The organism is Streptomyces sp. NPDC020917 (genome assembly GCF_044333795.1).
Lineage (GTDB): Bacteria > Actinomycetota > Actinomycetes > Streptomycetales > Streptomycetaceae > Actinacidiphila.
In genome coordinates this window covers 418,537-441,438 of the sequence record NZ_JBIRRR010000007.1, presented here as the reverse complement: position 1 = coordinate 441,438, position 22,902 = coordinate 418,537, and the positions used below count along the sequence as shown (strand labels likewise).

The following is a 22,902-nucleotide window of genomic DNA, read 5'->3' as shown; positions in this document are numbered from 1 at the left end:
GGCTGGTCGGGGATCCTAGGCATCGGCGTCGCCCCGCTTCCTGGACGTGAGCAGCAGGTACACCGCCGTGACCAGCAGCAGGAACAGCAGCAGGAGCACGGACATCGCCGAGCCCGAGCCGAAGTTCCAGGTGATGAACGACGACTGGTAGATGTGGATCGAGATCAGGTCGGCCTGGTGCGGCGCGGACTGGCCGAACATCACGTACGGCGTGTTGAAGTCGTTGAACGTCCACAGGAACAGCACCAGCACCAGCACCTGGTTGACCGGCCGCAGCGACGGCATGGTGATCTTCCGGATCTGCTGCCAGACACCGGCGCCGTCCATCGCCGCGGCCTCGTACAGCTCGCGCGGGATGTTCTGCAGGCCGGCCATCAGCGCCAGGAAGGCGAACGGCCAGGACTTCCACACCGAGACGATGACCATCGCCCAGAAGGAGTTGTCGCCGATCAGCCAGAACGGCTTGTTCGACGTCACGTGCAACTGGTCGTGCAGCACGTGGTTCACCAGGCCGGTGTCCTGCTGGAACATGAACGTCCAGGTGATCAGCGCCGCGTAGGCCGGCAGCGCGTACGGCACCAGGAAGATCGCGCGCATCAGCGCGCGGCCGCGGAAGGAGTCCTGCATCAGGATCGCGGCGGCGGTGCCCAGCAGCCACGACAGGCCCACCGACAGTACGGTGTAGGCCAGCGTCACCCAGAACGAGTGCAGCAGCGCCTGGCCGATGGGCTGGTGGATCTTGATCGCGGCGCGGTAGTTGTCGAACCCGGCCCAGGGGGCCTTGCTCCAGTTGCGGATGAAGAAGAGCGTCAGGTTCTTGAAGCTGATGACGATGCCGAAGAACATCGGCACGATGTGGATCAGCAGTTCGGCGATGAGGGCGGGGAGCAGGAGCAGGTACGGCAGGCCGATCTGGCGCAGCCGTTCTCTCGCACGCGGCCGGAGCCGGCGCCCGGCAGCGGTCTTGCCGCTGCTGCCGGGGCCGGCTTCGGGTGCGCGCCTTGTGGGGGCGGTCGCAGTCATGGAGGAGGGCCGATCCTTAGGACGCGGGCATCTGCTGCTGCGCCTTGGTCAGCGCGGCCTTGACGGAGTCGGTGGTGACGGGCTTGCCCGCCGCGGCGTCGGCGAACAGGTCCTTGACCGCGGTGCCGACCAGCGTCTCGAACTGCGCCTCGTTGGGCACCTGCGGCAGCGGCGCGGCGGAGGAGCCGAGCACGCTCGCCAGCACCTTCAAGTCCGGGGTCTGGAACGCCGCGTCGCTCTGCGCCTCCTTGACCGGCGGCAGCGAACCGTACGTGCCGTTGAGGATCTTCTGCTCCGGCGTGCTGGTCATGAACTTCACCAGCGCCTCGGCGGCGGCCTTGTGCTTGGTGTTCTGGAACACCGCCAGGTTGATGCCGGCCACCATGGACGTCACGCCCGCGTCACCGGTGGCGCCCGCGGTCTGGGTGGGAACCGGGACCACGCCGTACTGGTCGGGCGACATGCCGTGCGACTTGATGGAGGTCGCGGCGGACTGCCACATCATCATCGCGGCCTTGCCGGTGGCGAAGTCGGTGATGGTCTGGTTCTGCGAGTACTCCGCGTTGCCCTTGGCGGCGACCTTGTCGGCGGCGATGAAGTCGACGTACTGCTTGACCGCGGCCACGTTCGCCGGGGTGTCGAAGGTCGCCTTGCCGGACGAGTCGAACCAGTCCGAGCCGCGCTGCTTGGCCAGGACGAAGACGTGGTGGATGTTCTCCGCGCCGTTGCTGCCCTCGACCGCGAGGCCGTAGTGGCCGCCGGTGGTGAGCTTCTTGGCGTCGGTGACCAACTCGTCCCAGGTCTTGGGCGGGTTGGCGATGCCCGCGTCGGCGAACATCTTCTTGTTGTAGTACAGGCCGTACGCCATCGAGTACAGCGGCACCGCGGCCGGGTCCTTGCCGGCCGCACCGGCGGCCGCGATCGCGGCGGGCGCGAACCGGTCCTTGCCGCCGATGGTGTTGAACGCGGTGGCGTCCCACGGCATGAGGGCGCCGGTCGCCTGCAGCGAAGCTGACCAGGTGTTGCCGATGTTGAGCACGTCCGGGCCCTGCCCGGAGGTGGTCGCCGCCAGGATGCGGTTGAGCAGATCGGCCCAGCCGATCACCTCCAGCTTGACCTTGATCCCGGTCTGCTGGGTGAACTTGTTGAGCTCCGGGGTCAGCACCTGCTTGTCGTTGTCGAGGCTGGTGCCCTGGTTGCTCGCCCAGTACGTGATGGTCTGCCCCTTGAGGCTGGCGGGGTCGCTCTTGTCGCCGCCGCTGCTGTCGGAGCTGCCGCCGCCACACGCGGTGGCGGTCAGACCGAGCGCGGCCACGAGGGCGGTGGCCGCGAGGAGTCTGCTGGAGGTGCTGGAGGTGCGCATACCGGTTCCCTCTCAGGGGTGGGGATCGCTTCAGGAAGTGAACAGCGCCTGTGCCTTAATTCAGGCCGTGATTTAACTTGTGAGAAAAGGTGGCGTCAAGACCTCGTGCAGCGATAGATTCACCGGCGACGGGCGGAGAGGGAGGGTCGATGGCTGAGCGGGGCAAACGGACCGTGCGTGACCTGCGGCGCGGCAACCGTGCATCGCTTCTGCGTCATTTGTATTTCGAAGGGCCCCTGAGCCGCCAGGAGCTGGGCCGGGACACCGGTCTGAGTGCAGGTTCCATCAGCAACGTGGTGGGCGAGCTGATCGCGGACGGCATGGTCGAGGAGGCCGGCGCCGTCGAGTCCGACGGCGGCCGCCCCCGCATCCTGCTCCAGGTCTCCGCCCTCTACGGCTACGTCGTCGGCGTCGACGTCGGCGAAACCCGGGTCAGGGTCGAGCTGTTCGACCTCGCCCTGACCGAACGGGCCTCCGCCGACCTGCCGTTGTCCGACAGCGGGCACGACGTCGACCACGTGGTGAGCCTGGCCCTGCAGGGCATCGAGTCCGTGGTGCGCGAGGCCGGCATCGACGACAGCGAGGTGCTCGGCGTCGGCATCGGCGTACCCGGCATCGTCGAGCACGTCCCGCCGGAACCCGGGCAGACCGCGGCCCCCGGCGACGCCGACGGCATCGTCGTGCACGGCCAGACCATCGGCTGGGACGCCGTCCCGCTCGGCCGGCTGCTGCGCGCCGGCACCACCCTGCCCCTGTACATCGACAACGGCGCCAAGACCCTGGGCCAGGCCGAGATGTGGTTCGGCGGCGGCCGCGGCTCCCGCAACGTCGTCATCGCCCTCATCGGATCCGGCGTCGGCGCCGCCGTCGTCGCCGACGGCACCCCGTACCACGGCGCCAGCAGCAGCGCGGGGGAGTGGGGGCACACCACGCTGCGGGTCGGCGGGCGCACCTGCCGCTGCGGCTCCCGCGGCTGCCTGGAGGCGTACGTCGGCGCCGAGGCGCTGCTGGAGCGCTGGCCGTCGGCGCCCGAAGGCGTCAGCGAGGAGACCGGGCTCGCCGCGCTGCTGGCCGCCGCCGACCACGACCCCGAGGCCGAGGCGCTGCTCGCCGAGGCCGCCGAGTACCTCGGCGCGGGCATCGCCGACCTGATCAACCTCTTCAACCCGCAGCGGATCGTCATCGGCGGCTGGGCCGGACTGCTGCTCGGCCCCCGGCTGCTGCCCGCGGTCCGCGAGGTCGCCGCCGCCTACTCCCTGCACCACCCCTGCGCGCAGACCTCCATCGAACTGGGCAGGCTCGGCCCCGACGCCGTCACCGTCGGCGCCGCGACCCTCCCGCTGGCCCGCTTCCTCGACACCGGCGGCGAGCGCCCGGTGCGGCTGCCGGAACAGCAGACCGACGGACCGGACAGTGGCGCCGACCACTTGCGGAACCGGATCGCCCGGGCGGTACGTTGACCCGGCGGCGCCCACCGCGCCACCCGCGTACCACCAGCTCGTCCTGAGGAGCCCGCTGTGACCCTGCAGCAGCAGATCGTCGGCAACGCCATGCAGATGGCCGTCTGCACCCTGAACCCCGGCCAGACGGTGTACTGCGAGGCGGGCAAGTTCCTGTTCAAGACGGCCAACGTCAGCATGGAGACCCGGCTCGGCGGCCCCGGCGGGCAGGGCGGCGGCGGGCAGCAGGGCGGCGGCGCCGGGGGCATGGGCGGCTTCCTGCGCCAGGCCATGGGCACCGCCATGCAGGTCGGGCAGCGCGCCCTGGCCGGCGAGTCGCTGGCCTTCCAGTACTTCACCGCGTCCGGCGGCGAGGGCACCGTCGGCTTCGCCGGGGTGCTGCCCGGCGAGATGCGGGCCCTGGAGCTGAGCGGGTCGCGCGCCTGGTTCGCCGAGAAGGACGCGTTCGTGGCCGCCGAGGACACCGTGCGGTTCGGCATCGCCTTCGCCGGCGGCCGGCAGGGCATGAGCGGCGGCGAGGGCTTCATCCTGGAGAAGTTCACCGGCCACGGCACCGTGATCATCGCCGGCGCCGGCAACTTCATCGACCTCAACCCCGCGGACTTCGGCGGCCGGATCGAGGTCGACACCGGCTGCATCGTCGCCTTCGAGGAGGGCATCCAGTACGGCGTCCAGCGCATCGGCGGCCTCAACCGCCAGGGCATCATGAACGCCGTCTTCGGCGGCGAGGGCCTGTCGCTGGCCACCCTGGAGGGCAACGGCCGGGTGATCCTCCAGTCCATGACGCTGGAGGGCCTGGCGAACGCGCTGAAGAAGGCCCAGGGCGGCGACAAGCAGGGACCCACCGGCGGGATGTTCTCCACGCACGTGGGCTGACCCGACGGCCCGGGGGGCGCCCCCGCGGACCCGCGCACGCACGCCGGGAGAGACGCCGGACCCGCACGACCCAGGCGCATCAGGGGGCCCATGCCCCCCTCATGTCACGGTGCGGAAACAGCTCCGCCGTCCGGGGATCACCCGCCGCCACCGCGCCGGTACCGTGCTGAGCCCGTGCATCACCTCTCCAGGAAGGTGGGCGACCGCCGTGTACCGCTGGGAGACCACCCGGGCCGCCTTGGCCCAGCGGGTTTTCGCCACCATCCGCACCGAGAGCTACGACCAGGCCGCGGCCACCGCCGACACCCTGCTGTCCGCCGGCCTCACCACCCTGGAGATCTCCCTCACCACCCCGTTCGCCCTCGAAGCGGTCACCACCCTGGTCCGCGAGGTCGGCGACGACGCGGTGATCGGCGCCGGCACCGTGCTCGACGAGGTCTCCGCCCGGATGGCCATCGAGGCCGGCGCCCGCTTCCTGCTCGCCCCCAACCTCGACGAGGCCGTACTGCGCACCGGCCACCGCTACGGCATCCCCGTCTTCCCCGGCATCGCCACGCCCACCGAAGCCGTCCGCGCCATGGAACTCGGCGCCGACGCCCTCACCCTCTACCCGGCCACCGCGTACTCCCCGGACTGGGTCGTCGACCTGCGAGCGATCATCCCGCACGTCGCGCTGCTGCCGATCGGCGGCATCACCGTCGCCGCCGCGCCCGACTGGGTCACCGCGGGCGCCGTCGCCGTCGGAATGGGGTCGGCACTCACCGACGGCGACCGTCAGACTGTCACCAAGCGCCTCACCCACCTGCTGGAGCGCCTGGCCGACCCGAACTGACACGACCTGGGGGAGCAGTGGCACACGACCAGGACATCGTCGATCTGACCGCATACGGCGAGGACTTCGTCACCGACCCCTACCCCTACTACGCCCGGCTGCGCGCGAGAGGGCCCGTCCACCGGGCCGTCGTGGAGAGCGGGGAGCTGTGGCTCGTCGTCGGGTACGACGAGGCCCGCACCGCGCTCGCCGACCCGCGGCTGAGCAAGGACTGGCACACCCTGGGCGGCGGCCCCGAGAGCGCCGGGCCGGTCAGCGCCCACATGCTGGAGTCCGACCCGCCGAGCCACACCCGGCTGCGGCGGCTGGTCGCCCGCGAGTTCACCCCGCGCCGGGTCGCCGAACTGCGGCCCCGCGTCCAGCAGATCACCGACGACCTGCTCGACAAGATGCTGCCGGCCGGAAGCGCCGACCTCATCGAGGACTTCGCCTTCCCCCTCCCGCTCACCGTGATCTGCGAGCTGCTCGGCGTGCCCGACCTGGACCGGGACGCGTTCCGCGCATGGACCCGGGCCGTCCTCGGCGAGACCGGCGGCGACGCCGAGGAGATGGCCGCCGCGCAGGCCGTGAGCGCCTACCTGGCCGATCTGATCGAGGACAAGCGGTGCAGCGGCCCGCGCGACGACCTGCTCAGCGCGCTGATCCGCACCCGCTACGAGGACGGCGACCGGCTGTCCGCGCCGGAACTCGTCAGCATGGCGTTCCTGCTGCTCGTCGCCGGCCACGAGACCACCGTCAACCTCGTCGCCAACGGCGTCCTGGCCCTGCTGCGCCACCCCGACCAGCTCGCGGCGCTCCGCGCCGACCTGCCCGGGCTGATGCCCGGCGCGATCGAGGAGGTGCTGCGCTACGACGGCCCGGTCGAACGCGCCACCTACCGCATCACCCGGGCCCCCTATCCGATCGGCGGCACGGTCATCCCGGCCGGCGAGGTGGTCGCCGTCGTCCTGGCCTCGGCCGCCCGCGACGGCGCCCACCACAGCGCCGCCGACACCTTCGACATCCGCCGGCCCCCCGACGGCCAGCTCGCCTTCGGCCACGGCATCCACTACTGCCTGGGCGCGCCGCTGGCCCGCATGGAGGGCGCGATCGCGCTGACCACGCTGCTCACCCGCGCCCCCCGCCTCGCCCTCGACCCCGGCGCCGGCCCGCTCGCCTGGCGCCCCAACCCCCTGGTCCGCGGCCTCGACCGGCTGCCCGTCACCTTCTGAACGATTCCGCGCGCCGGGGCCGTCGGGGCCGGTGGGCGACCGGGGCTCGGTGCTCGGGGCTGTCCCCGTTCCGGGCCTTGATCGGGCCCGGAACGGGCCGTCCCCTGGGACGTTCCCCGGGCCGTCCCCGGGCCCTCCCCTGGGCCGGCCTCGCGGACCGGTGGAGGCGGGCCGGTCCAGGGCCCGGACAGCACGCACCCGCACCCGCCGCCCGTCCTAGACTCGCGCGGGGCGAGGCCGTGCCCGCCACGCCCGCCCCGCCCGCGCCGAAAGACCCCGCCAAGGAGGCATCCCGTGAGTGTCGTCGCCGTACCCGGCTCCAAGTCGGTGACCGCGAGGGCCCTGTTCCTCGCCGCCGCAGCCGACGGCACCACCGTCCTGCGGCGCCCGCTGCTGTCCGACGACACCGACGGTTTCGCCGAGGGCCTGACCCGCCTCGGGTACGACGTACGGCGCGGCGAGCAGGAGTGGCGGATCACCGGCCGCCCGCAGGGCCCGGCGGCACCCGAGGCCGAGGTCTACTGCCGTGACGCGGCCACCGCCGCCCGCTTCCTGCCCGCGCTCGCCGCCGCGGGACACGGCACCTACCGCTTCGACGCCTCCGCGCAGATGCGCCGCCGCCCCGTCGCCCCGCTCACCGGCGCGCTGCGCTCGCTCGGCGTCGACCTCACCCACGAGGAGACCGAGGGCCACCTGCCGCTGACGGTCGTCGCCGACGGCATCAAGGGCGGCGCGATCGACCTCGACGCCAGCCTGTCCTCGCAGTTCCTCACCGCGCTGCTGCTCACCGGCCCGCTGACCGCCGAGGGCCTGCGGATCCGCGTCACCGGCATCGTCTCGGTGCCGTACGTCGAGATCACCCTGGCGATGATGCGCCGGTTCGGCGTCACCGTGTCCCGCGAGGGCGACACCTTCGTCGTGCCGCCCGGCGGCTACACCGCCACCGACTACCCGATCGAGCCGGACGCCTCCACGGCGAGCTACTTCTTCGCCGCCGCCGCGCTCACCGGCCGCAGCGCCACCGTCCCCGGCCTGGGCGCCGGGGCCCTGCAGGGCGACCTGCAGTTCGTGGAGGTGCTGCGCGGCATGGGCGCGGACGTCGAAATCGGCCCGGACAGCACGACGGTCACCGGCACCGGCCGGCTGTCCGGCATCACCGTGGCCATGCGCGACATCTCCGACACCATGCCGACGCTCGCCGCCATCGCGCCCTTCGCGGACGGTCCGGTCCGCATCGAGGACGTCTACAACACCCGCGTCAAGGAGTGCGACCGCCTGGAGGCGTGCGCGATGAACCTGCGCCGCCAGGGCATCGCCGTCGAGACCGGCCGCGACTGGATCGAGATCCGGCCCGGCACCCCCGCGCCCGTCGAGATCGCCTGCCACGCCGACCACCGCATCGCGATGAGCTTCGCCGTCGCCGGCCTGCGCACCCCCGGCACCACCTTCGACGACCCGGGCTGCGTGAAGAAGACGTTCCCCGGGTTCCACGAGTTCTTCGCCGGGGTGCGGGCCGAGTGGGGCGTGTGAGGCGGGCGCGGCGCCCGGCGTGACCTTCGCGCGGGGCGGGCGCGGCGCCCGGCGCCGCAGGGCTGGTGGCCGGGGACCTGCCCGCCTCCGCTTCGTCAGCCGAGCGGGGCGACGACCGGCTCGCGGTCCAGCGTGATCCCGAAGTGCTCCCGGTACGCGGGCAGGACCTCGTCGGCCGCCAACTCCCGCTGCTCGCGGCCGCCTTCCCCGGTGGTCAGCACCAGGACGCGACCGCTGAGCGTGATCCGGCCGGACTCGGTCAGCCGCGAGCACACCAGCGACTGCCGGAAATGGGACTTCGGTGACGTCCGCTGCCACCAGCACGTGGCCTCGAAGTCCCGCAGTTCGCGGGGTCGCTGCTCCAGGCGGTACTGCGGCTCGCCGTCCCGCACCACGTCCAGGTCGCCGTCGGCGGTCTCCTCGATCCGGAACACGCCGCCGGGGTCGGGCTGTTCGTCGCGGCTGGCGAAGCGCAGCGGGTAGTGGCTGTGCCGGCCGAAGCCGACGTCCGCCAGCCACGGGCCGCTGCCGTCGGACGGGACGACCCGCAGCGCCAAGTGGTCGTACGGCACGCCGAGTTGCCCGTCCCTGCCGAACACCCGCGCCGCGAGCAGCGTCACCTCGTATCCGAGCGACCGCAGCAACGCGGCGAAGGCGCCGTTGAGTTCGTAGCAGAACCCGCCCCGGTGGGCGCCCACCACCTTGTCGACCAGGGCGCCCTCCTCCAGCACGATCTCCTGGCCGAGATGGATCGACAGGTTCTCGAACGGCACGGCCAGCTGGTGGTGGAGGTGCAGCGTGCGCAGCGACTCCGCGTCGGCCGCGGCCGGCCGCTCGACGCCGATGCGGCGCAGGTAGGCGGCCGTCGCGTCGGGACCCAGCGCGTCAGGCACCGGGGACCGCGCGTTCGGCCGCGCTGCGCTCCACGCAGAACTCGTTCCCCTCGGGATCGGCCAGCGTCACCCACCCCGTGCCGTCGGGCCGCCGGTGGTCCGCCACCAGCTCGGCCCCGCGGGCGAGCAGCCGCGTCACCTCCTCGTCACGGCTGCGGTCCTGCGGTTGCAGGTCCAGGTGCACGCGGTTCTTCACCGACTTGGCGTCGGGCACGGTCACGAAGAGGATCACCGCGCCTTCGGACGTCACGAGGGCCTCGGGATCGCCGGGGAGGTCGTCGTCCGCGAGCGTGCCGTCCAGCGCCTCGGCCCAGAAGGACGCGAGGCGGTGGGCGTCGGCGCAGTCGAAAGTCACATGTCGTACCAGTGATGCCATGCGGGCACCCTATGCCGGAGGCGGCGCCGGCCGCCCGGCCGGGGGCGGTACGCGGTCAGCCGACCTTCTGCACGATCCACTGGAAGCTGAGGCCGTCGGCGAGCGTCGCGCGGTCGCCCAGCACGGTGAGGGCGCTGCGCGGAGCGGCGGCGAGTTCGAGGGCGTCCACCTCGGGTGCCTGCGGGCCGATGACACGGAAGGCGTCGGGCGCGCTGCCGCAGGCGCTCAGCCGCAGGGCCGTCGGGTAGACGAACGCCGGCGACACCCCCAGGCAGCGGCCCTCGCCGCTCACCTCGGTGAACCGCACGGTGCCGTCGCCGACCGACTGCAGGTTCCACCGGGTGTCCGGGCCGCACGCCTGGAGCGGGCCGCCGATCGGGCCGTCCGCCGGCGCCACGCAGCGGCCCGACGCCGCGTCACGCAGCAGGTAGAGGCCGTCGGTGGCGGCGTGGGCCGGCGCGGCCGGCACCAGCAGGGCCGCGGCGGACGCGGCGAGGGACACGAGCGAGCGGATACGCACGGGGCTCCTCCGGTGTGCGGGGTTACGCGGGAACGCCGGGCCGTGACACGACCCGCACCCGACAGCTCACCACCACTTCGCCGCTATGCGGGCCGCACCACACCCATGTCACCCCCATTCGGCCCCCGCGTATCAGGCGCACGCGGGGGGAGCGCGCCCCTCCTCCACGCCACCAGTTCCGCGTCCCACCACTCCGGGCGGGGTGGTTGCACCCGTTGCCGCGCCCACCCGCCGCTGGTGGGCTGGTCGCGCAGTTCCTCGCGCCCCTGACGGGGCGCGTCCCTGTTGCGCGACCAGCCAGCGCGAGGCCGGGTGGGGCACGCGGGTCCGTGAGTCACCGGCGGGGTGGGGGTGAGGGGCGCGGGGAACTGCGCGATCAGCCACGGTGAGGCGGGTGGGTCGTCACCGGCCTGGTGGTGTGGGTGGGTTGGCCGGGCCACCGGGGAGGGGATGGGTGCCCCTGCCATGCCCCTGGGACACCCAGAGCCGGGGCGGGGGCAACCCCGTTCGTGGGGTCAGGCGAAGCGGCCACTCCGTACTGGTCCGGCCGTCCGTACGCGATCGCGGGGCGCGGTGAGCCACGCCTCGCGGACGCCCGCCGCGAACGCGGCCAGCCCGTCGACGGGGTCGGGCGGGGAATCCCCGTCGCCCTCGTCCGCCACGGGCGACGCCGCGGCGATCTCCGCGGCCACCTCCTCGGGAGGCCGCGCGTCCGCCGGGACGTCCTCCGCCTCGCCGCCGGCCGAGAACCGCATCCGGGCGGCCCACGGCGCCACCACCGTCTGCACCAGCAGCGTGCTGACGTCCGCCGCCGCGCCGGGCGGATCCGTCCAGCACGTCGCATGCTCGAACAGCACCTCGCCGGGAGCCCGTTCCCGCAGTGCAGCCACCAACTTCCGCTCGCAGTCAGCAAGGTCGTACGCCACGACCAGCACATCCGGCGTCCCCGGCCGGTACGGCGCCGCCGGCAGACCCAGCACGGACGCCGCCGCGAGCCCCAGCACCTGGCTGCCGCGGTCGGGCAGCAGCCCGACGGACACCGGCGCGTGACCCGAAGCGGCAAGCACCACCCGCAGCCGCTCCAGCCCGAGCCGGCACAGCTCGACGCTGTCCTGCAGGTACGCCCACCGCCCGGTCATGCTCGCGAAACCGTACGGCGACCGCGTGGTCAACAGCCCGCCGGTGAGGGCGAAGTGCCAGCCGCGCAGGTCCTCGCGGTCTCGCGGCGCGGCCAGTTCGGCGCGGGCCAGGATGCGCGCGAGCCGGCCGGCGGCCGCCCGCCACTGCTCCGGCGCGGCACCGAGCGCCGCGAACACCCGCCCGGCCTGGTCCAGCCGCCCGGCCATCACCGCGTTGTACGCGAGCAGGTAGCGGTCGGGCCAGTCCTGGGCCAGCGCGTCGTGCTCGGCGAGCACGTCCGCCGCCTCGGCGTGCCGCTCCTCGTCCTCCAGCGCGACGGCCAGCTCCGCGAGCACCCTGTGCGCCCCGCTCAGCCGCAGCGACTCGCGCAGCACGGGCACGGCGAGCGCGGGCACGCCGCGTTCGACGCAGTCGTACCCGAACGCGTAGAGGGCGACCGCGTCCTCGGGCGTGGCCGCGACCTTCGCGGCGGACTTCTCCAGATCGTCGAACCCGGCGCTCTGCGCCAACTTCCCGACCAGTGGCGCCATTTCCCCCGGCGCGAGCGAGTCGGCGGCGAACCGCAGGGTCCGCATGGCGCCCCGCGGGTCGCCGGAGTCGAACAGTTCCCATGCCGTGGACAGTTCGGGATGCGTCATCTCAGTCATCGCCGACGATGATCCGGGGCGTGCGACCGTACGGCAATGGGTTATCGGAGTGGCCGGCCGCTCCGGGGCGCGACGTCCAGCCGGAACTCGTTGCCCTCGGGGTCGGTGAACACGTGCGGGCCGGCCGTGCGCGCGGCCCCCGCCGCGACCAGCCCCGCCGCGCAGTCCTCCGCGTCTCCGGGCTCCCGCGCGGCGAGCACGAACTGCACGCGGTTCACCGCCGGCTTGGCCGCGACGGGCGGTCCCATGACCAGCGACGGCGCGACGCCGGGAGCCGGCTGGAGGCGGACGCCCCAGTCGCCCCGCTCGGTGACCGACCAGCCCGTGGCGGCCGCCCAGAACCGTCCCTGCCGCGCAGGGTCCGCCGCGTCCTGGCAGATCTGCGCCAGTCCGTCGGCCGCGTCGGCGCCGGGGAGCACGCAGAACTCGTTCCCCTCCGGATCGGCGAGGACCTCCCACGGCACGTCGCCCTGGCCGATGTCGGCGCGGCGGGCCCCGAGGGCGAGCAGCCGCCCGACCGCCCCCGCCTGGTCGTCGCCGCCCGACAGGTCGAGGTGCAGCCGGTTCTTTGCCGACTTGGGACGCGCCGACGCGACGAAGGCCAGTTCGACGGCGCCGCCCGCCTCCGGCCGGACGACGCCGTCCCCGGCCTCCCACCAGCCCAGGGCGTGCGCCCAGAACCGGGCCAACTCCCGTACGTCCCGCCCCTCGACCGCCACTGCGGCCAGCCTGGTCGCCATCCCCGCCCCTCCGGTGTCGCCGTCCGGTCCTGCTCCGCACACCCTACGAGAGCGCCCCTCGGGTGCCGCACGGCGCGGTGGCCGGCGAGAGCCGCCGAAAAATCCGGAGGGTGACGCTCACCCCCGGGCTACCGTGACGCCATGCCGCCCCACCCGCACGCCGAGCCGCGCACCGCCGAGCCGCGCACCGCCGAGCCGGAGCAGGACCAGCCGCACCCGTCCGCCGACGCGCCGCCGTACCGTCCCGCCCTGCTGGTCATCGACATGCAGGAGGCCATGCGGCCGATCATGCACCGCCCCGACCGGACGGTGGCGACCATCGCCGGCCTCAGCTCCCGGGCGCGCGCCGCAGGCGTTCCGGTGATCACGGTCCAGCAGCGCGGGTGCGGGCCCGTGCTGCCCGAACTGGCGCCGCGGGATGGCGACGAGGCCCCCGTCACCAAGACCACCGCGAACGCCTTCCTCGACACCGACCTCGACGCGACGCTGCGCCGGCTCGGCGTGACCGAGGTCCTGATCACCGGCTTCGCCACCGAGAACTGCGTGGAGACCACCGCACGCCACGCCCTCACCCTCGGCTACGACCTCGTCCTCGTCGCCGACGGCCACACGACGTCCCTGCGCCCCGACCCCACGGACTTCGCGCCGCCCGACCGGTCCATCGCGCACCACAACGAGATCTACCGCCACATCGACTTCCCCGCCCGCACCGTCCGCGTCCTCCCGGCCGCCGCCCTCGACCTCACCGCCCGCCCCCAGCCGCCCGGTTAGGGCAGCGGCGACGCATCCCGCTGCGGCGCCGGAGAGGCACCTGACGTCCAGGAACCGGGATCGGAACCGCGCATGCGGCGGGCGTCCTCGCTCGGCGACACCCCGAACAGGCGGCGGTACTCCCGGCTGAACTGCGAGGCACTGTCGTACCCCACTGAATGGCACACCGACGTCACCGCTCCCGGACGCCCGGCGAGCAGCAGCCGCGCCTCCTGCAGCCGGATGTGCTTCTGGAACTGGATCGGGCTCATCGCCGTCACCGACTGGAAGTTCCGGTGGAAGGCGGACGTGCTCATCCCGGCCATCCTGGCCACGTCCTCCACACGGAAGGCGGTGGCGTAGTTGTCGCGGATCCAGTGGATGGCGCGCGTCATGTGGGAGAACCCGCCGTTGGGCAGGCCGAGTTGGCGCACGACCGCGCCCTGCTCGCCGCTGATCAGACGCCACAGGATCTCCCGCTTGATCAGCGGCGCCAGGACGGGGATGTCCCGCGGGCTCTCCAGCAGCCGGACCATGCGGACGACGGCGTCGAGCAGTTCCGGCGGCGCGTCGCTGACGGCGATTCCGGTGGCGGCGGTCTTGGGCTGCGGATCCTGGCCGGCGCCGGCACTCAGCAGCACGTCGGCGATCTCCTCGGGCCGCAGGTCCATGCCGAAGCCCAGCGCCGGCTCCTCCGGGCGCGGGTCGACGAAGTGGCCGGTCACGGGGAGGTCCACTGAGGCGACCAGGTACTGGCCCGCGTGGTAGTCGTACACGCGGTCGCCGAGCGCGAGCCGCTTCGCACCCTGGGCGACCACCGCCAGGACCGTCCCGGTCGTCGACGCGGCGGGCGGGGCCGGGTGCTCCACCTTCGAGATCATCACGCCGTCGATGGCGGTGCTGCCGTCCGAGCGGGCATGGCATGCCAGCAGCGCCCGGAGCTCGTCGTGGGCCATGTTCCGATTGAAACACCGGACGGCCCGGGGAGGCCACGCGCCACCGCCGGTCGTGCGGCGATCGGGCAAGAGGTCGGCAGGATCGTGCAACGGATGCCCGGCTCGTTCGGCAGGATGCCGACGTACATGGGCAGGACGCGTGAGGTGTCCGCAGGGCGGCGAATCCGTAGCGACCAGGATCGTGCAAAGGTTCGCCAGGATCGGTCTAGGTGCCGGGCCGGGTCCGCGTTTCGATGGTGGGGAGACGACAAGGACGCATCCACGGGAGAACCCATGCCACTCGACCACTACGTGACCCTCGGCCGCTCCGGACTCCGCGTCAGCCCGTTCGCCCTCGGGGGCGATGACGTTCGGCGAGGATCCGCCGGGCGCCGGCTCCGGCGTCGAGGAGTCCGAGAAGATCCTCACCCGCTACCTCGACGGCGGGGGCAACTTCGTCGACACCGCGAACTTCTACACCAACGGCCACTCCGAGGCGATCCTCGGCGACTTCTTCGCCGCGCGGCCCGGACTGCGGGACCGGGTGGTGCTGGCCTCGAAGTTCTTCGGCAACCTCTTCCCCGGTGACCCGAACGGCGGTGGCGCCGGGCGCCGTTCGATCATCGCGCAACTGGAGGAGACGCTGCGGCGGCTGCGCACGGACCGCCTCGACCTGTACTGGCTGCACCAGTGGGACCGCAACACGCCGATCGAGGAGACGATGCGGGCCCTGGACGACCTGGTGCGCGCCGGCAAGGTCCGCTACATCGGCTTCAGCAACACCCCCGCCTGGCTCACCGCCCAGGCCCACACCATGGCCGCGCTGCGGGGCTGGACGCCGCTCGTCGCCCTGCAGGTCGAGTACTCGCTGCTCGCCCGCGAAGTCGAGGGCGAACTGGCGCCGTTCGCCCGCGACCAGGGCCTCGCGCTCGTGCCGTGGAGCCCGCTGAAGAACGGCTTCCTGTCCGGCAAGTACCGGCGCGACCGCCAGGTCACGGACTCCGCCCGCAGCGCCCACGTCGGCGGTCCGAGCGACCGCGACCACGAGGTCATCGACGCGGTCGCCGAGGTGGCCGACGCACTCGCCACCAGCTCCGCCGCGGTGGCCCTCGCGTGGCTGCGCGCCCGTGAGGGAACGGTCGTCCCCATCGTCGGCGCCCGCCGCCTCGACCACCTCGAGGACAACCTCGCGGGACTCGACGTCGCCCTCACCCCCGACCACCTCAGCCGTCTCGACGCCGTGTCCACCCCGGACCTCAACTACCCGGCGCCCATGCGGGGAGCGCTCCGCGCCATGCTGCAGTTCGGCGGCACGACCGTCGACGGCGAGTCCTCCGCCGTCTACCCGCCGCTGCTGCAGAGCGACATCCGCTACTAGCGCGTCGCGGTCACCCGAGCCGGGCCGGGCCCCTCGGCCCCGGCCCCGGCCGGTGGCGGGCTCAGTCCCGCGCGGTGCCGGCGACCGCTGGGCCGATGTCCGCGGGCAGATGGGCGAGGACGAGCGCGAGGGCGTCGTCCACCGAGTCGGCCTCACCGATCACCGTGCCGCGGCTCGGCCCGCACACCCGGAACCGCCCGTCGCGCAGCGGATCGACGAACGGCACCACCCACGTGTACGGGAACCCCGTGCAGGTGGTGAAGTGCAGCGACCAGTGGCTGGTGAACGGGAACAGCTGCCGCAGGCGCGGTTCCACGAAGGCCGCTTCCATCAGCTCGCGGATGTTCGGGAACGGTACGGGTTCCCGCAGCGCCTCGCGCAGTTGGCGCCACTTGACGGTGACGGCTTCCGCCGGCCCGCGCTCGTGCGCCTCCGCGAGTTCGCCGAAGTCCAGGAACGGGCAGAGGTCGCGCAGCTCGTGGAGGGACTCCCCGGAGCGCCAGGCCGCGGCCGCCTTCGCCACCTCGGCCAGATCCGCGGTGCCGCCGCGGACCAGCTCGACGCCGCGGCTCCACCCGCTGACAATGAAGCGACGCTCCACAGAACCGAGGTGGATCGCGAGGGCGTCGCGCCGGGCCGTCGGGCCGGCAGCCGGTGCGGCACCGGGGACCGCGCCCTCCTGCTCCATGTCCGGTTCGCCGCTGGGGAGTTCGCCGGGGTCGAGGTCCGCGGCGGCCTTCTCCAGCGCAGCCTGCAACCCGCCCGCCGCCGCCAGGTCCGGGTACAGCTCGGGATCGGCCTCCACCCGTTCGGAGGACGGCGCCGCGCCGGCGGGTTCCCGGCTCATCGGCCCACTCCCGCCGGCACCTCGCGACGCCGTCCGACACCGCGCCCGGGCACGGGCCCGGACCGGTGCCCGACCGCTCCGGACGAGAACCCGCGCGCCCGCACCACCGCACCCCGACCGACCTCGCGTGTCTGATTCATGACGGCCATCCTGTGCTCCGCCGGATCGGCGGACAACACCTCTGAGCTGTGCATTCGGTCTTTTGCGACCCCTTCCGTACCAGGAGCACGCGCAGGCGCCAGCAGCACCATCCACCCCCGCAGGACGGCGCGCGCCCCGGCCGGGAGGCGGCCCCGGACGGGGCTCCGGAGCGCCCGGTGTCCGGCGGCGTGGACCGTCCGCCGACCGGCCTCGCCGGACACGCGGGCCACACCCGCTGGATCGGCCGGACCGCGGACCGCGGCGATATCGCGTGGTGAGGCCGCCGGCCGCCGGGCCATCATCGCGTGCATGAACGCGAAGCCGCCGCCGCAGCAGCCGTCGCAGCAGTCGTCGGCCGGCGACCATGGCCCCGGCCACCTGCCGGGCCGCGAACGTGCGGGCGGCGACGCGGAGTTGCGGCACCTCGTGGAGGACCTTGCCCCAGGGGACCGACCGGTCGATCTGCGAGGAACCTTCAGCCGCAACCTGCACCTGCCCGGTGCCGGGCTCGTCCTGCGCGTCCACCCGCCCACCGACTCCCTGCGGCGCGTCACCGCCGAACGCGCGCTGCGCCGCCGACTGCTGGACGCGGGCGTGCGCACCGCGCGACCCGTCGCCTGGCACGGCCGCGAGGCCGTCCGCGTCGGCGGCCGGTGGGCGGAGCTGGAGGAGTACATGCCGCATCGATCCCAACCGCCCGGCGACGCATGGCTGTTCGGGGCCCTCGGCCGGCTGCACCGCGTCCTGGCCTCTCTCGACCTGACCGTGCCGCGCCCGGCGGTGGCCACGTACGGGCCGCCGCGGTCGTTGCGCCGCTGGCTGGCGGTCACCGGACCCGCCGTCGCCCACCACCCCGAAGCCACCCGGACCGTCGCACGCGTCCGCCGGCTCGTCGCCCGGCTCGACACGCGATGGGTGCCGGCCACCGCCCTGCCGGTCCACCCGGTCCACGGCGACGCCAAGACGGGCAACATCGTCGCCGACGCCCAAGGCGCCGCGGTCTACCTCGACTTCGGCTTCGCGGCGGTCCGCCCGCGCGTCCACGACCTGGCCTACGCGCTCGCCTGGCGGCTGCTGCCCACCGCCGACGCCGGCCCGGAGGACGACCTTCTCGCGCGCGCCCTCACCGCGTACGAGCAGGCCGCCTCACCGCTGTCCGCCCTCGAACGCACCGCCCTGGTCCCCTATGCGGCGGCGGTCCCGCTCTACTACGCGGCCGTCGCCGGTTACACCGCCGACCCGGTCGCCGAACTCACCACCGGCCTCCGCGTCCCCTTCCTCACCCTGGCCGAGCGCCTCCTCTCCCCGTCCCCCCCTCTCCTCCGCTGACCCGATCCGGGTGGTCAATCACCCTGATCCTCGCGACACTTGGCCGGTGGACGACTACGAAGGACCCGCCACGCTGGAATGGTGGGCCAACCGGTCGACGTGCCTGGGCGACTTCCCGGTGCACGTCACCGTGCGCGTGGCCGGCGACCGCTGGACCTGCCAAGCGTCCTTGAACGACCCGCCGGCAGACGGCGGCCGGGAGGCTTTCGCCTTCCTCATGGCACTCGACCCGGTCTTCACCCTGCGGTTCGCCGAGGACAGCGCCCTGCTGGTCGACGTCACGGAGAATGGGGACGGGTACCTGGAACTGACCGCCTTCGAGCCGGTGGAGAGCCAGGGCACCAGGCGGTTGTGGGTGTAGCGGCCGGCGGAGGTCGTCGGCCGAAGGGCGGGTAGCCAGGAGGACTGGGCATGGACAGCGGCGGGAGCGGCGTCTACCGGGACCGCTGGATCGAGTGCACGCCCGAGGCCGTCCGGATCCGCGGGTACTACCTGCCGTGGGGGACGAAGACCGTCCCGTACACGGCGATCCGCGGGGTACGGCGCGTCACCCTGACACCGCTCAACGGCGGCGGGCGGATCTGGGGCACCGCCAGCCCGCACTACTGGGCGAGCCTGGACCCGCGGCGGATGTCCAAGAGGGCCGCGCTGGTCCTCGACCTCGGCCGGTTCGTCCACCCCTTCATCACCCCGGACGACGTCGATGCCGTCCAGCGCATCATCTGCGAACGCACCGGGCTCACGCCCACGGAGAAGACCGGCTGAGTCCGCGGCCTCGCGCCGGCGCCCGTCTCTCCGGCGGTGCCGTGGCCGGCTCCTGGCCGCCAGCCGTCAGCCGGCGGCCAGGACCTCGACGCCGCGGGCCGCGAGCTGCCCGACCACCGGGTGGTGGGGGTCGGCGTCGGTGATCAGCCCGCTGATCTCCTCCCAGGGCAGGACGCGGAACCGTGAAGCCGTGCCGATCTTCTCGGACGAGGCGAGGATGTAGGTGTCCGCGGCCCGTGCGGCCAGGGCGCGTTTCATCGCGGCCTCCTCGGCGTCACCGGTGGTCAGTCCCGCCTCCGGGTGGACGCCGGTGACACCGAGCAGGCAGAGGTCGGCCGAGACGTTCTGGGCGGCCTCGACCGCGGCCGCACCGCAGGCGACCGCCGAGTGCTTGAAGATCCGGCCGCCGAGCAGGAAGACCTCGGCCTGCGGATGGTCCAGCAGCGCGGCCGCGATCGTCGGGCTGTGGGTGATCACGGTGCAGGCCAGGGCCGGCGGGAGCGCGTGGGCGACGGCGAGGGCGGTGGTCCCGCCGTCCAGGATGAGCGCGCTGCCCGGCCGCACCAGCGCGGCGGCCACCGCGGCGACCTTCTGCTTGCCGTCGGGGGTGACGGTCTGCCGGGCGGCGTAGTCCGCCACGGCAGGGGAGACGGGCAGCGCCCCGCCGTAGACCCGCTGGCAGAGTCCCTCGGCGGCGAGGTCGCGCAGGTCGCGCCGCACGCTGTCCTCGGAGATGCCCAGGTCGGCGGCGACGTCCTTGGCGACGATCTTGCCCTCGCGGGCGAGCAGGCCCAGCAGGTGGTCGCGCCGTTCGGCAGCCAGCATCCGCACTCTCTCCTGTTCTTGCACGTTTCTGCGTGTATCGTAGCGCGCCATGACCGACAAGCCGATGCTCATCCTCATCGCCGGCCCGTACCGCTCCGGCACCGGTGGCGATCCGCAGGCCATGGCCGCGAACCTGGCCCGCCTCGAAGCGGCGGCGTGGCCGGTCTTCGCCGCCGGGCACCTTCCCGTGATCGGGGAGTGGGTCGCCCTGCCCGTCCTCCGCTCGGCCGGCGCGGGCCCCACGGACCCCCTCGCCGACGAGGTCCTGTACCCGACCGCCCAGCGCCTGCTGGCCCACTGCGACGCCGTGCTCCGGCTCCCCGGCGACTCCACCGGCGCCGACCGGGACGTCGACACGGCCCGCCGCCGCGGCCTGCCCGTCTACCGCGACGTGGCCGAGATCCCGCGCCGCATCCCGAAGGAGGCCGCGTGACCGCCCGCCCCGGCGTCGACGCCCCCGACCACCGCGGCCGCACCGGCCTCGACCGGGCCGGGCGCGACCTGGACCGCAACCCCGACGTGGCGGTCCGCGACGTCGAACTCACCTCGCAGGGCTGGCACGTGCTGCGCCGCACCACCTTCGACTACCGGCGCCGCGACGGGCGCTGGGTCACCCAGCACCGCGAGACGTACGACCGCGGCAACGGCGCGGTCGTCCTGCCGTACGACGCCGAGCGCGGCCGGGTGCTGCTCATCCGCCAGTTCCGCTACCCGGCCTACGTCAACGACCATCCGGACGGCATGCTCGTCGAGGCCGCGGCCGGGCTGCTCGACGGCGACGACCCGCTCGCCGCGATCCGGCGCGAGAGCGCCGAGGAACTCGGTGTCACGCTCGGCCCGCTCACCCACGTCCTCGACGCATACATGAGCCCCGGCTCGGTCACCGAGCGCCTGCACTTCTACGCCGCCCCCTACACCCCGGCCGACCGCACTGGCAGCGGCGGCGGCCTGGAGGAGGAAGGCGAGGACATCGAAGTCCTCGAACTCCCCTTCGCCGAGGCCCTCGCCATGGTCCGCGACGGCCGCATCATCGACGGCAAGACCATCCTGCTCCTCCAATGGGCGGCCCTGGACGGCCCCTTCGCCCCGGCCCCGGCCCCGGCCCCGGCCACGAGGTGACACCGCCGCGGTGCGACGCCGTTGGCCAACGCACCCCCCTGGAGGGAGAGTTCAGCGCCCGTCGAGCCGGTTGTGCATGGGCGGCCGGTTCAGCACCTCGACGTACATGATCGTGCCGTGGACGACGTCCAGGACGAGCATGCCCTGCGCCGGGAGGAGCGGGACGCATCGGTGACCCTCTCCGTAGGGCTGACCCTGCGGATGGTCCGCCGTGTGGATGCTCTGGCAGAAGTCGTCACCGCAGTCGCACATGGCGACCAGCCGGAGGTCCCGTGCGCAGATGGCCAACTCGCGTTCGCCTTCCTCCTCCAGGAGGGCAATCACCTCGGCCACCAGGTCGGGGAAGGCATCGCGAACGAGGGGGCGGTCGTGCTCCACGTCGGCAGGTTAGCCGGGAGACCGGCCGATGGGGCAGGCGACGGAGGGCCCTGGTCGTCCGGCGAGGGCCGAGGTACGGCGTCCCCGCCGCCTCGCGTCAATGAGCCGGTTGCTGCGGGCGCCGGCGCCCGGCCAGGCCCGGACGCGTCACCGGCGCTTGGTCTTCTCGCGCATCCGGGCGCGGAGCCGGGCCTGGTAGAACGCGGACTTCTCGCCGCCGAGGCCGAAGAACTCGCAGATGTCGGCGACCGTTTCGGCGTCGTCCGCGGTGCCGGTGAGGCCGATCCCCACGAGGTCCCAGAATCCCTGTTGCGCGTTCCGCCGGCACGCCGCCTCCAGGCCGGAGCCGTCCGAACTCGCGGCCACGAACGACAGCGTCTGCAGCAGGACGCCCCGGGCAAGGGCGGAGAGTTCCCCGGCCAGCGCCGCCATGATCACGGAGACGGCAGGCGGGGTGCACGCGAAGACGACCGTGCCGACCTCGACATGGCCGTCGAGGGTGTACCCGATCATGTCGCGGGGCGTCCCGGCGGTGATGATCGTCTCGATCAGCAGGGGCACATGCTCCGCGGACCCGCCGCACCCGCACTCCAGCGCGGCCCAGTCCACCCGCTCCAGTTCCGCACGGACCACTGCGCTGACCATCACACCTCGCCCGACGCCATGGCAGGGAACCGGTCCGGGCGGAAGTCCGCGAGCATCGCGTCCGGCGTGCCGGTGAGGATCTCCGCGGCGAGCAGCCGGCCGATGACCGGGCCGAGGGTGATGCCGCTGTGGGTGACGGCCTCGTAGTAGCCCGGCACGGACGGCACCGCTCCCACCGAGGGGAATCCGTCTCCGGGGATGGGCCGGTGGGCCACCCGCGTCCGGGCGACGCGGGCGGTGCCGAGTCCGGGAACGACCTGCCGCGCCGACGCGTGGAGCCGCGCGCCGAGTTCCGCCGGCTCCTCGCCCGTGTCGATGAGCGCGTCGATCTCGCGGCTGTGGAGGACCACCGACGCGTCCCCGTCGGGGCGGATCTCGATGTGCGGCGCGTGCATGGCCCGGCGCACCGGGACCTCGGTGCATGCGAGCCGGGTGACGGCGCCGGGCTCCCTGCGCATCGGCAGGTGCCGTGCGACGAGCCCGGCGACGTGGGCGGCGTCGGGGCCCGCCGCGTTCACGACGGCGTCGACGTCGAGACGGCTCCCGTCGGACAGCGCCACGCTCCGGACGCTCCCGTCGGCACCGGTGCCGATGTCGTGGACCGAGGTGCCGGACCGGAGTTCGGCGCCGGACGCGACGGCCCGGCCGACCAGGCGGCCGACGAGATGCCGTCCGTGCACCCAGGCCTCGTCGGGGTAGAACACGACCGGCGCCTCATCCGGCACGGTGAGGGCCGGTTCGAGGCGGCGGCGCACCTCGGCCCCCGTGCACACCTCCAGCCGGTAGTCCCAGCCGGCCAGCAGGCGCGCCGCCTCCAGGAGCTTCGCCTCCGCCGCGGGATCGTCCGCCCAGCGCAGGTGGCCGCCGGGAAACCACCACGAGTCGGGTCCGAGGGCCGTGGCGAGCTCGCGGTACGCGGCCATGCCCGCGACGTTCAGCGCGAAGTAGGACCTGCGCGCCGTCTTGTTGCTGGCGTTGACCCAGGAGAAGGACCAGTTGGTGACGCCCTCGCCCGGCCGCCCCGTGTCCACGAGGACCACCTCGGCGCCCTGCCGGGACAGGTTCCAGCCCACACTGGCTCCGAGGATGCCCGCTCCGATGACGGCCACACGTCCAGGGCGCTTCATAGATCCGATGTTCACCGCCGGCCCCTTCCCCGATCGAGGGTGAACTCCCGTT

General features: G+C 73.5%; 25 protein-coding genes. 12 read left to right on the top strand and 13 right to left on the bottom strand.

Features of this window, described 5'->3' with window-relative positions; translation table 11 throughout:
- Positions 1 to 15 precede the first annotated feature (15 nt).
- The gene (locus tag ACH4TG_RS18800; protein WP_398243437.1) at positions 16 to 1,023 is read right to left on the bottom strand and encodes a carbohydrate ABC transporter permease; all 1,008 of its coding nucleotides are present in this window, start codon (positions 1,021 to 1,023) and stop codon (positions 16 to 18) included.
- A gap of 16 nt (positions 1,024 to 1,039) precedes the next feature.
- The gene (locus ACH4TG_RS18795; protein ID WP_398243436.1) at positions 1,040 to 2,386 is read right to left on the bottom strand and encodes an ABC transporter substrate-binding protein; all 1,347 of its coding nucleotides are present in this window, start codon (positions 2,384 to 2,386) and stop codon (positions 1,040 to 1,042) included.
- Positions 2,387 to 2,535: 149 nt separating this feature from the next.
- On the opposite strand from ACH4TG_RS18795, the gene ACH4TG_RS18790 reads away from it, so the two are divergent.
- From ACH4TG_RS18790 to aroA, 5 genes are all read left to right on the top strand, one after another.
- Positions 2,536 to 3,846 (top strand): ROK family protein, encoded by a 1,311-nt coding sequence (locus ACH4TG_RS18790; protein WP_398243435.1) that lies wholly within the window; start codon positions 2,536 to 2,538, stop codon positions 3,844 to 3,846.
- 57 nt (positions 3,847 to 3,903) lie between these two features.
- Positions 3,904 to 4,722, top strand: a complete 819-nt coding sequence (locus tag ACH4TG_RS18785; RefSeq protein ID WP_398243434.1) for an AIM24 family protein — start codon at positions 3,904 to 3,906, stop codon at positions 4,720 to 4,722.
- Between the two features lie 208 nt (positions 4,723 to 4,930).
- Complete coding sequence (locus ACH4TG_RS18780) at positions 4,931 to 5,554, top strand: bifunctional 4-hydroxy-2-oxoglutarate aldolase/2-dehydro-3-deoxy-phosphogluconate aldolase (RefSeq protein WP_398243433.1); 624 nt, start codon at positions 4,931 to 4,933, stop codon at positions 5,552 to 5,554.
- 17 nt (positions 5,555 to 5,571) lie between these two features.
- Entirely contained in the window at positions 5,572 to 6,765 is a 1,194-nt protein-coding gene (locus ACH4TG_RS18775) for a cytochrome P450 (protein ID WP_398243432.1), read from the top strand.
- Between the two features lie 294 nt (positions 6,766 to 7,059).
- A complete protein-coding gene (gene aroA, locus ACH4TG_RS18770; RefSeq protein ID WP_398243431.1) occupies positions 7,060 to 8,295 on the top strand; it encodes a 3-phosphoshikimate 1-carboxyvinyltransferase in 1,236 nt (411 codons plus the stop codon).
- Between the two features lie 95 nt (positions 8,296 to 8,390).
- Here the strand turns inward: aroA and ACH4TG_RS18765 are convergent, their stop codons facing one another.
- The 5 genes from ACH4TG_RS18765 to ACH4TG_RS18745 form a co-directional block, all read right to left on the bottom strand.
- Positions 8,391 to 9,188 carry an arylamine N-acetyltransferase gene (locus tag ACH4TG_RS18765; protein WP_398243430.1) on the bottom strand — a complete coding sequence of 266 codons (798 nt, stop codon included), beginning with the start codon at positions 9,186 to 9,188 and terminating at the stop codon, positions 8,391 to 8,393.
- Entirely contained in the window at positions 9,181 to 9,564 is a 384-nt protein-coding gene (locus tag ACH4TG_RS18760) for a VOC family protein (RefSeq protein WP_398243429.1), read from the bottom strand. Before ACH4TG_RS18760 ends, ACH4TG_RS18765 begins: the two co-directional genes overlap by 8 nt.
- 55 nt (positions 9,565 to 9,619) lie before the next feature.
- Complete coding sequence (locus ACH4TG_RS18755; RefSeq protein WP_398243428.1) at positions 9,620 to 10,084, bottom strand: RICIN domain-containing protein; 465 nt, start codon at positions 10,082 to 10,084, stop codon at positions 9,620 to 9,622.
- 515 nt (positions 10,085 to 10,599) lie between these two features.
- Positions 10,600 to 11,871: a hypothetical protein gene (locus ACH4TG_RS18750; protein ID WP_398243427.1), complete on the bottom strand. Its 1,272-nt coding sequence runs from the start codon at positions 11,869 to 11,871 to the stop codon at positions 10,600 to 10,602.
- Positions 11,872 to 11,912: 41 nt separating this feature from the next.
- A complete protein-coding gene (locus ACH4TG_RS18745; protein WP_398243426.1) occupies positions 11,913 to 12,611 on the bottom strand; it encodes a VOC family protein in 699 nt (232 codons plus the stop codon).
- A gap of 141 nt (positions 12,612 to 12,752) precedes the next feature.
- Between ACH4TG_RS18745 and ACH4TG_RS18740 the strand changes: the two genes are divergently transcribed.
- Positions 12,753 to 13,382, top strand: a complete 630-nt coding sequence (locus ACH4TG_RS18740) for an isochorismatase family protein (RefSeq protein ID WP_398243425.1) — start codon at positions 12,753 to 12,755, stop codon at positions 13,380 to 13,382.
- On the opposite strand, the gene ACH4TG_RS18735 is transcribed toward ACH4TG_RS18740, so the two are convergent.
- A complete protein-coding gene (locus ACH4TG_RS18735; RefSeq protein WP_398243424.1) occupies positions 13,379 to 14,317 on the bottom strand; it encodes an AraC family transcriptional regulator N-terminal domain-containing protein in 939 nt (312 codons plus the stop codon). The genes ACH4TG_RS18740 and ACH4TG_RS18735 overlap by 4 nt on opposite strands.
- 343 nt (positions 14,318 to 14,660) lie before the next feature.
- Between ACH4TG_RS18735 and ACH4TG_RS18730 the strand changes: the two genes are divergently transcribed.
- Entirely contained in the window at positions 14,661 to 15,674 is a 1,014-nt protein-coding gene (locus ACH4TG_RS18730) for an aldo/keto reductase (protein WP_398243423.1), read from the top strand.
- A 61-nt stretch (positions 15,675 to 15,735) separates the two neighbouring features.
- Here the strand turns inward: ACH4TG_RS18730 and ACH4TG_RS18725 are convergent, their stop codons facing one another.
- A complete protein-coding gene (locus ACH4TG_RS18725; protein ID WP_398243422.1) occupies positions 15,736 to 16,521 on the bottom strand; it encodes a DUF6193 family natural product biosynthesis protein in 786 nt (261 codons plus the stop codon).
- A 450-nt stretch (positions 16,522 to 16,971) separates the two neighbouring features.
- Between ACH4TG_RS18725 and ACH4TG_RS18720 the strand changes: the two genes are divergently transcribed.
- From ACH4TG_RS18720 to ACH4TG_RS18710, 3 genes are read left to right on the top strand one after another with little or no spacing between them, the layout of a single operon-like run.
- Positions 16,972 to 17,991 (top strand): phosphotransferase enzyme family protein, encoded by a 1,020-nt coding sequence (locus tag ACH4TG_RS18720; protein ID WP_398243421.1) that lies wholly within the window; start codon positions 16,972 to 16,974, stop codon positions 17,989 to 17,991.
- A 46-nt stretch (positions 17,992 to 18,037) separates the two neighbouring features.
- Positions 18,038 to 18,352, top strand: a complete 315-nt coding sequence (locus ACH4TG_RS18715) for a hypothetical protein (protein ID WP_398243420.1) — start codon at positions 18,038 to 18,040, stop codon at positions 18,350 to 18,352.
- A gap of 50 nt (positions 18,353 to 18,402) precedes the next feature.
- Positions 18,403 to 18,756, top strand: coding sequence for a hypothetical protein (locus ACH4TG_RS18710; RefSeq protein WP_398243419.1), 354 nt, complete (start codon positions 18,403 to 18,405; stop codon positions 18,754 to 18,756).
- Positions 18,757 to 18,822: 66 nt separating this feature from the next.
- On the opposite strand, the gene ACH4TG_RS18705 is transcribed toward ACH4TG_RS18710, so the two are convergent.
- Positions 18,823 to 19,581, bottom strand: coding sequence for a DeoR/GlpR family DNA-binding transcription regulator (locus ACH4TG_RS18705; RefSeq protein WP_398243418.1), 759 nt, complete (start codon positions 19,579 to 19,581; stop codon positions 18,823 to 18,825).
- Positions 19,582 to 19,630: 49 nt separating this feature from the next.
- Here ACH4TG_RS18705 and ACH4TG_RS18700 point away from each other — a divergent pair, with 49 nt between their 5' ends.
- Both ACH4TG_RS18700 and ACH4TG_RS18695 read left to right on the top strand, forming a co-directional pair.
- On the top strand, positions 19,631 to 20,014 hold the full coding sequence (locus ACH4TG_RS18700) for a DUF4406 domain-containing protein (RefSeq protein WP_398243417.1): 384 nt from the start codon (positions 19,631 to 19,633) through the stop codon (positions 20,012 to 20,014).
- Positions 20,011 to 20,700 (top strand): NUDIX domain-containing protein, encoded by a 690-nt coding sequence (locus tag ACH4TG_RS18695; protein WP_398243416.1) that lies wholly within the window; start codon positions 20,011 to 20,013, stop codon positions 20,698 to 20,700. The genes ACH4TG_RS18700 and ACH4TG_RS18695 overlap by 4 nt, the downstream gene beginning before the upstream one ends.
- A 51-nt stretch (positions 20,701 to 20,751) precedes the next feature.
- Here the strand turns inward: ACH4TG_RS18695 and ACH4TG_RS18690 are convergent, their stop codons facing one another.
- The 3 genes from ACH4TG_RS18690 to ACH4TG_RS18680 form a co-directional block, all read right to left on the bottom strand.
- Positions 20,752 to 21,078, bottom strand: coding sequence for a hypothetical protein (locus ACH4TG_RS18690; protein ID WP_398243415.1), 327 nt, complete (start codon positions 21,076 to 21,078; stop codon positions 20,752 to 20,754).
- A gap of 147 nt (positions 21,079 to 21,225) precedes the next feature.
- Positions 21,226 to 21,723 (bottom strand): hypothetical protein, encoded by a 498-nt coding sequence (locus ACH4TG_RS18685; RefSeq protein WP_398243414.1) that lies wholly within the window; start codon positions 21,721 to 21,723, stop codon positions 21,226 to 21,228.
- Positions 21,723 to 22,850, bottom strand: coding sequence for an NAD(P)/FAD-dependent oxidoreductase (locus ACH4TG_RS18680; protein WP_398243413.1), 1,128 nt, complete (start codon positions 22,848 to 22,850; stop codon positions 21,723 to 21,725). The genes ACH4TG_RS18685 and ACH4TG_RS18680 overlap by 1 nt, the downstream gene beginning before the upstream one ends.
- Positions 22,851 to 22,902 lie beyond the last annotated feature (52 nt).

Bases quoted from the DNA above. Each gene is read 5' to 3' on its own strand.
- ACH4TG_RS18800 (WP_398243437.1), bottom strand. From the start codon at position 1,023: ATGACTGCGACCGCCCCCACAAGGCGCGCACCCGAAGCCGGCCCCGGC.
- ACH4TG_RS18795 (WP_398243436.1), bottom strand. From the start codon at position 2,386: ATGCGCACCTCCAGCACCTCCAGCAGACTCCTCGCGGCCACCGCCCTC.
- ACH4TG_RS18790 (WP_398243435.1), top strand. From the start codon at position 2,536: ATGGCTGAGCGGGGCAAACGGACCGTGCGTGACCTGCGGCGCGGCAAC.
- ACH4TG_RS18760 (WP_398243429.1), bottom strand. From the start codon at position 9,564: ATGGCATCACTGGTACGACATGTGACTTTCGACTGCGCCGACGCCCAC.
- ACH4TG_RS18750 (WP_398243427.1), bottom strand. From the start codon at position 11,871: ATGACTGAGATGACGCATCCCGAACTGTCCACGGCATGGGAACTGTTC.
- ACH4TG_RS18745 (WP_398243426.1), bottom strand. From the start codon at position 12,611: ATGGCGACCAGGCTGGCCGCAGTGGCGGTCGAGGGGCGGGACGTACGG.
- ACH4TG_RS18740 (WP_398243425.1), top strand. From the start codon at position 12,753: ATGCCGCCCCACCCGCACGCCGAGCCGCGCACCGCCGAGCCGCGCACC.
- ACH4TG_RS18735 (WP_398243424.1), bottom strand. From the start codon at position 14,317: ATGGCCCACGACGAGCTCCGGGCGCTGCTGGCATGCCATGCCCGCTCG.
- ACH4TG_RS18730 (WP_398243423.1), top strand. From the start codon at position 14,661: ATGACGTTCGGCGAGGATCCGCCGGGCGCCGGCTCCGGCGTCGAGGAG.
- ACH4TG_RS18725 (WP_398243422.1), bottom strand. From the start codon at position 16,521: ATGAGCCGGGAACCCGCCGGCGCGGCGCCGTCCTCCGAACGGGTGGAG.
- ACH4TG_RS18720 (WP_398243421.1), top strand. From the start codon at position 16,972: ATGAACGCGAAGCCGCCGCCGCAGCAGCCGTCGCAGCAGTCGTCGGCC.
- ACH4TG_RS18710 (WP_398243419.1), top strand. From the start codon at position 18,403: ATGGACAGCGGCGGGAGCGGCGTCTACCGGGACCGCTGGATCGAGTGC.
- ACH4TG_RS18705 (WP_398243418.1), bottom strand. From the start codon at position 19,581: ATGCTGGCTGCCGAACGGCGCGACCACCTGCTGGGCCTGCTCGCCCGC.
- ACH4TG_RS18700 (WP_398243417.1), top strand. From the start codon at position 19,631: ATGACCGACAAGCCGATGCTCATCCTCATCGCCGGCCCGTACCGCTCC.
- ACH4TG_RS18685 (WP_398243414.1), bottom strand. From the start codon at position 21,723: ATGGTCAGCGCAGTGGTCCGTGCGGAACTGGAGCGGGTGGACTGGGCC.
- ACH4TG_RS18680 (WP_398243413.1), bottom strand. From the start codon at position 22,850: ATGAAGCGCCCTGGACGTGTGGCCGTCATCGGAGCGGGCATCCTCGGA.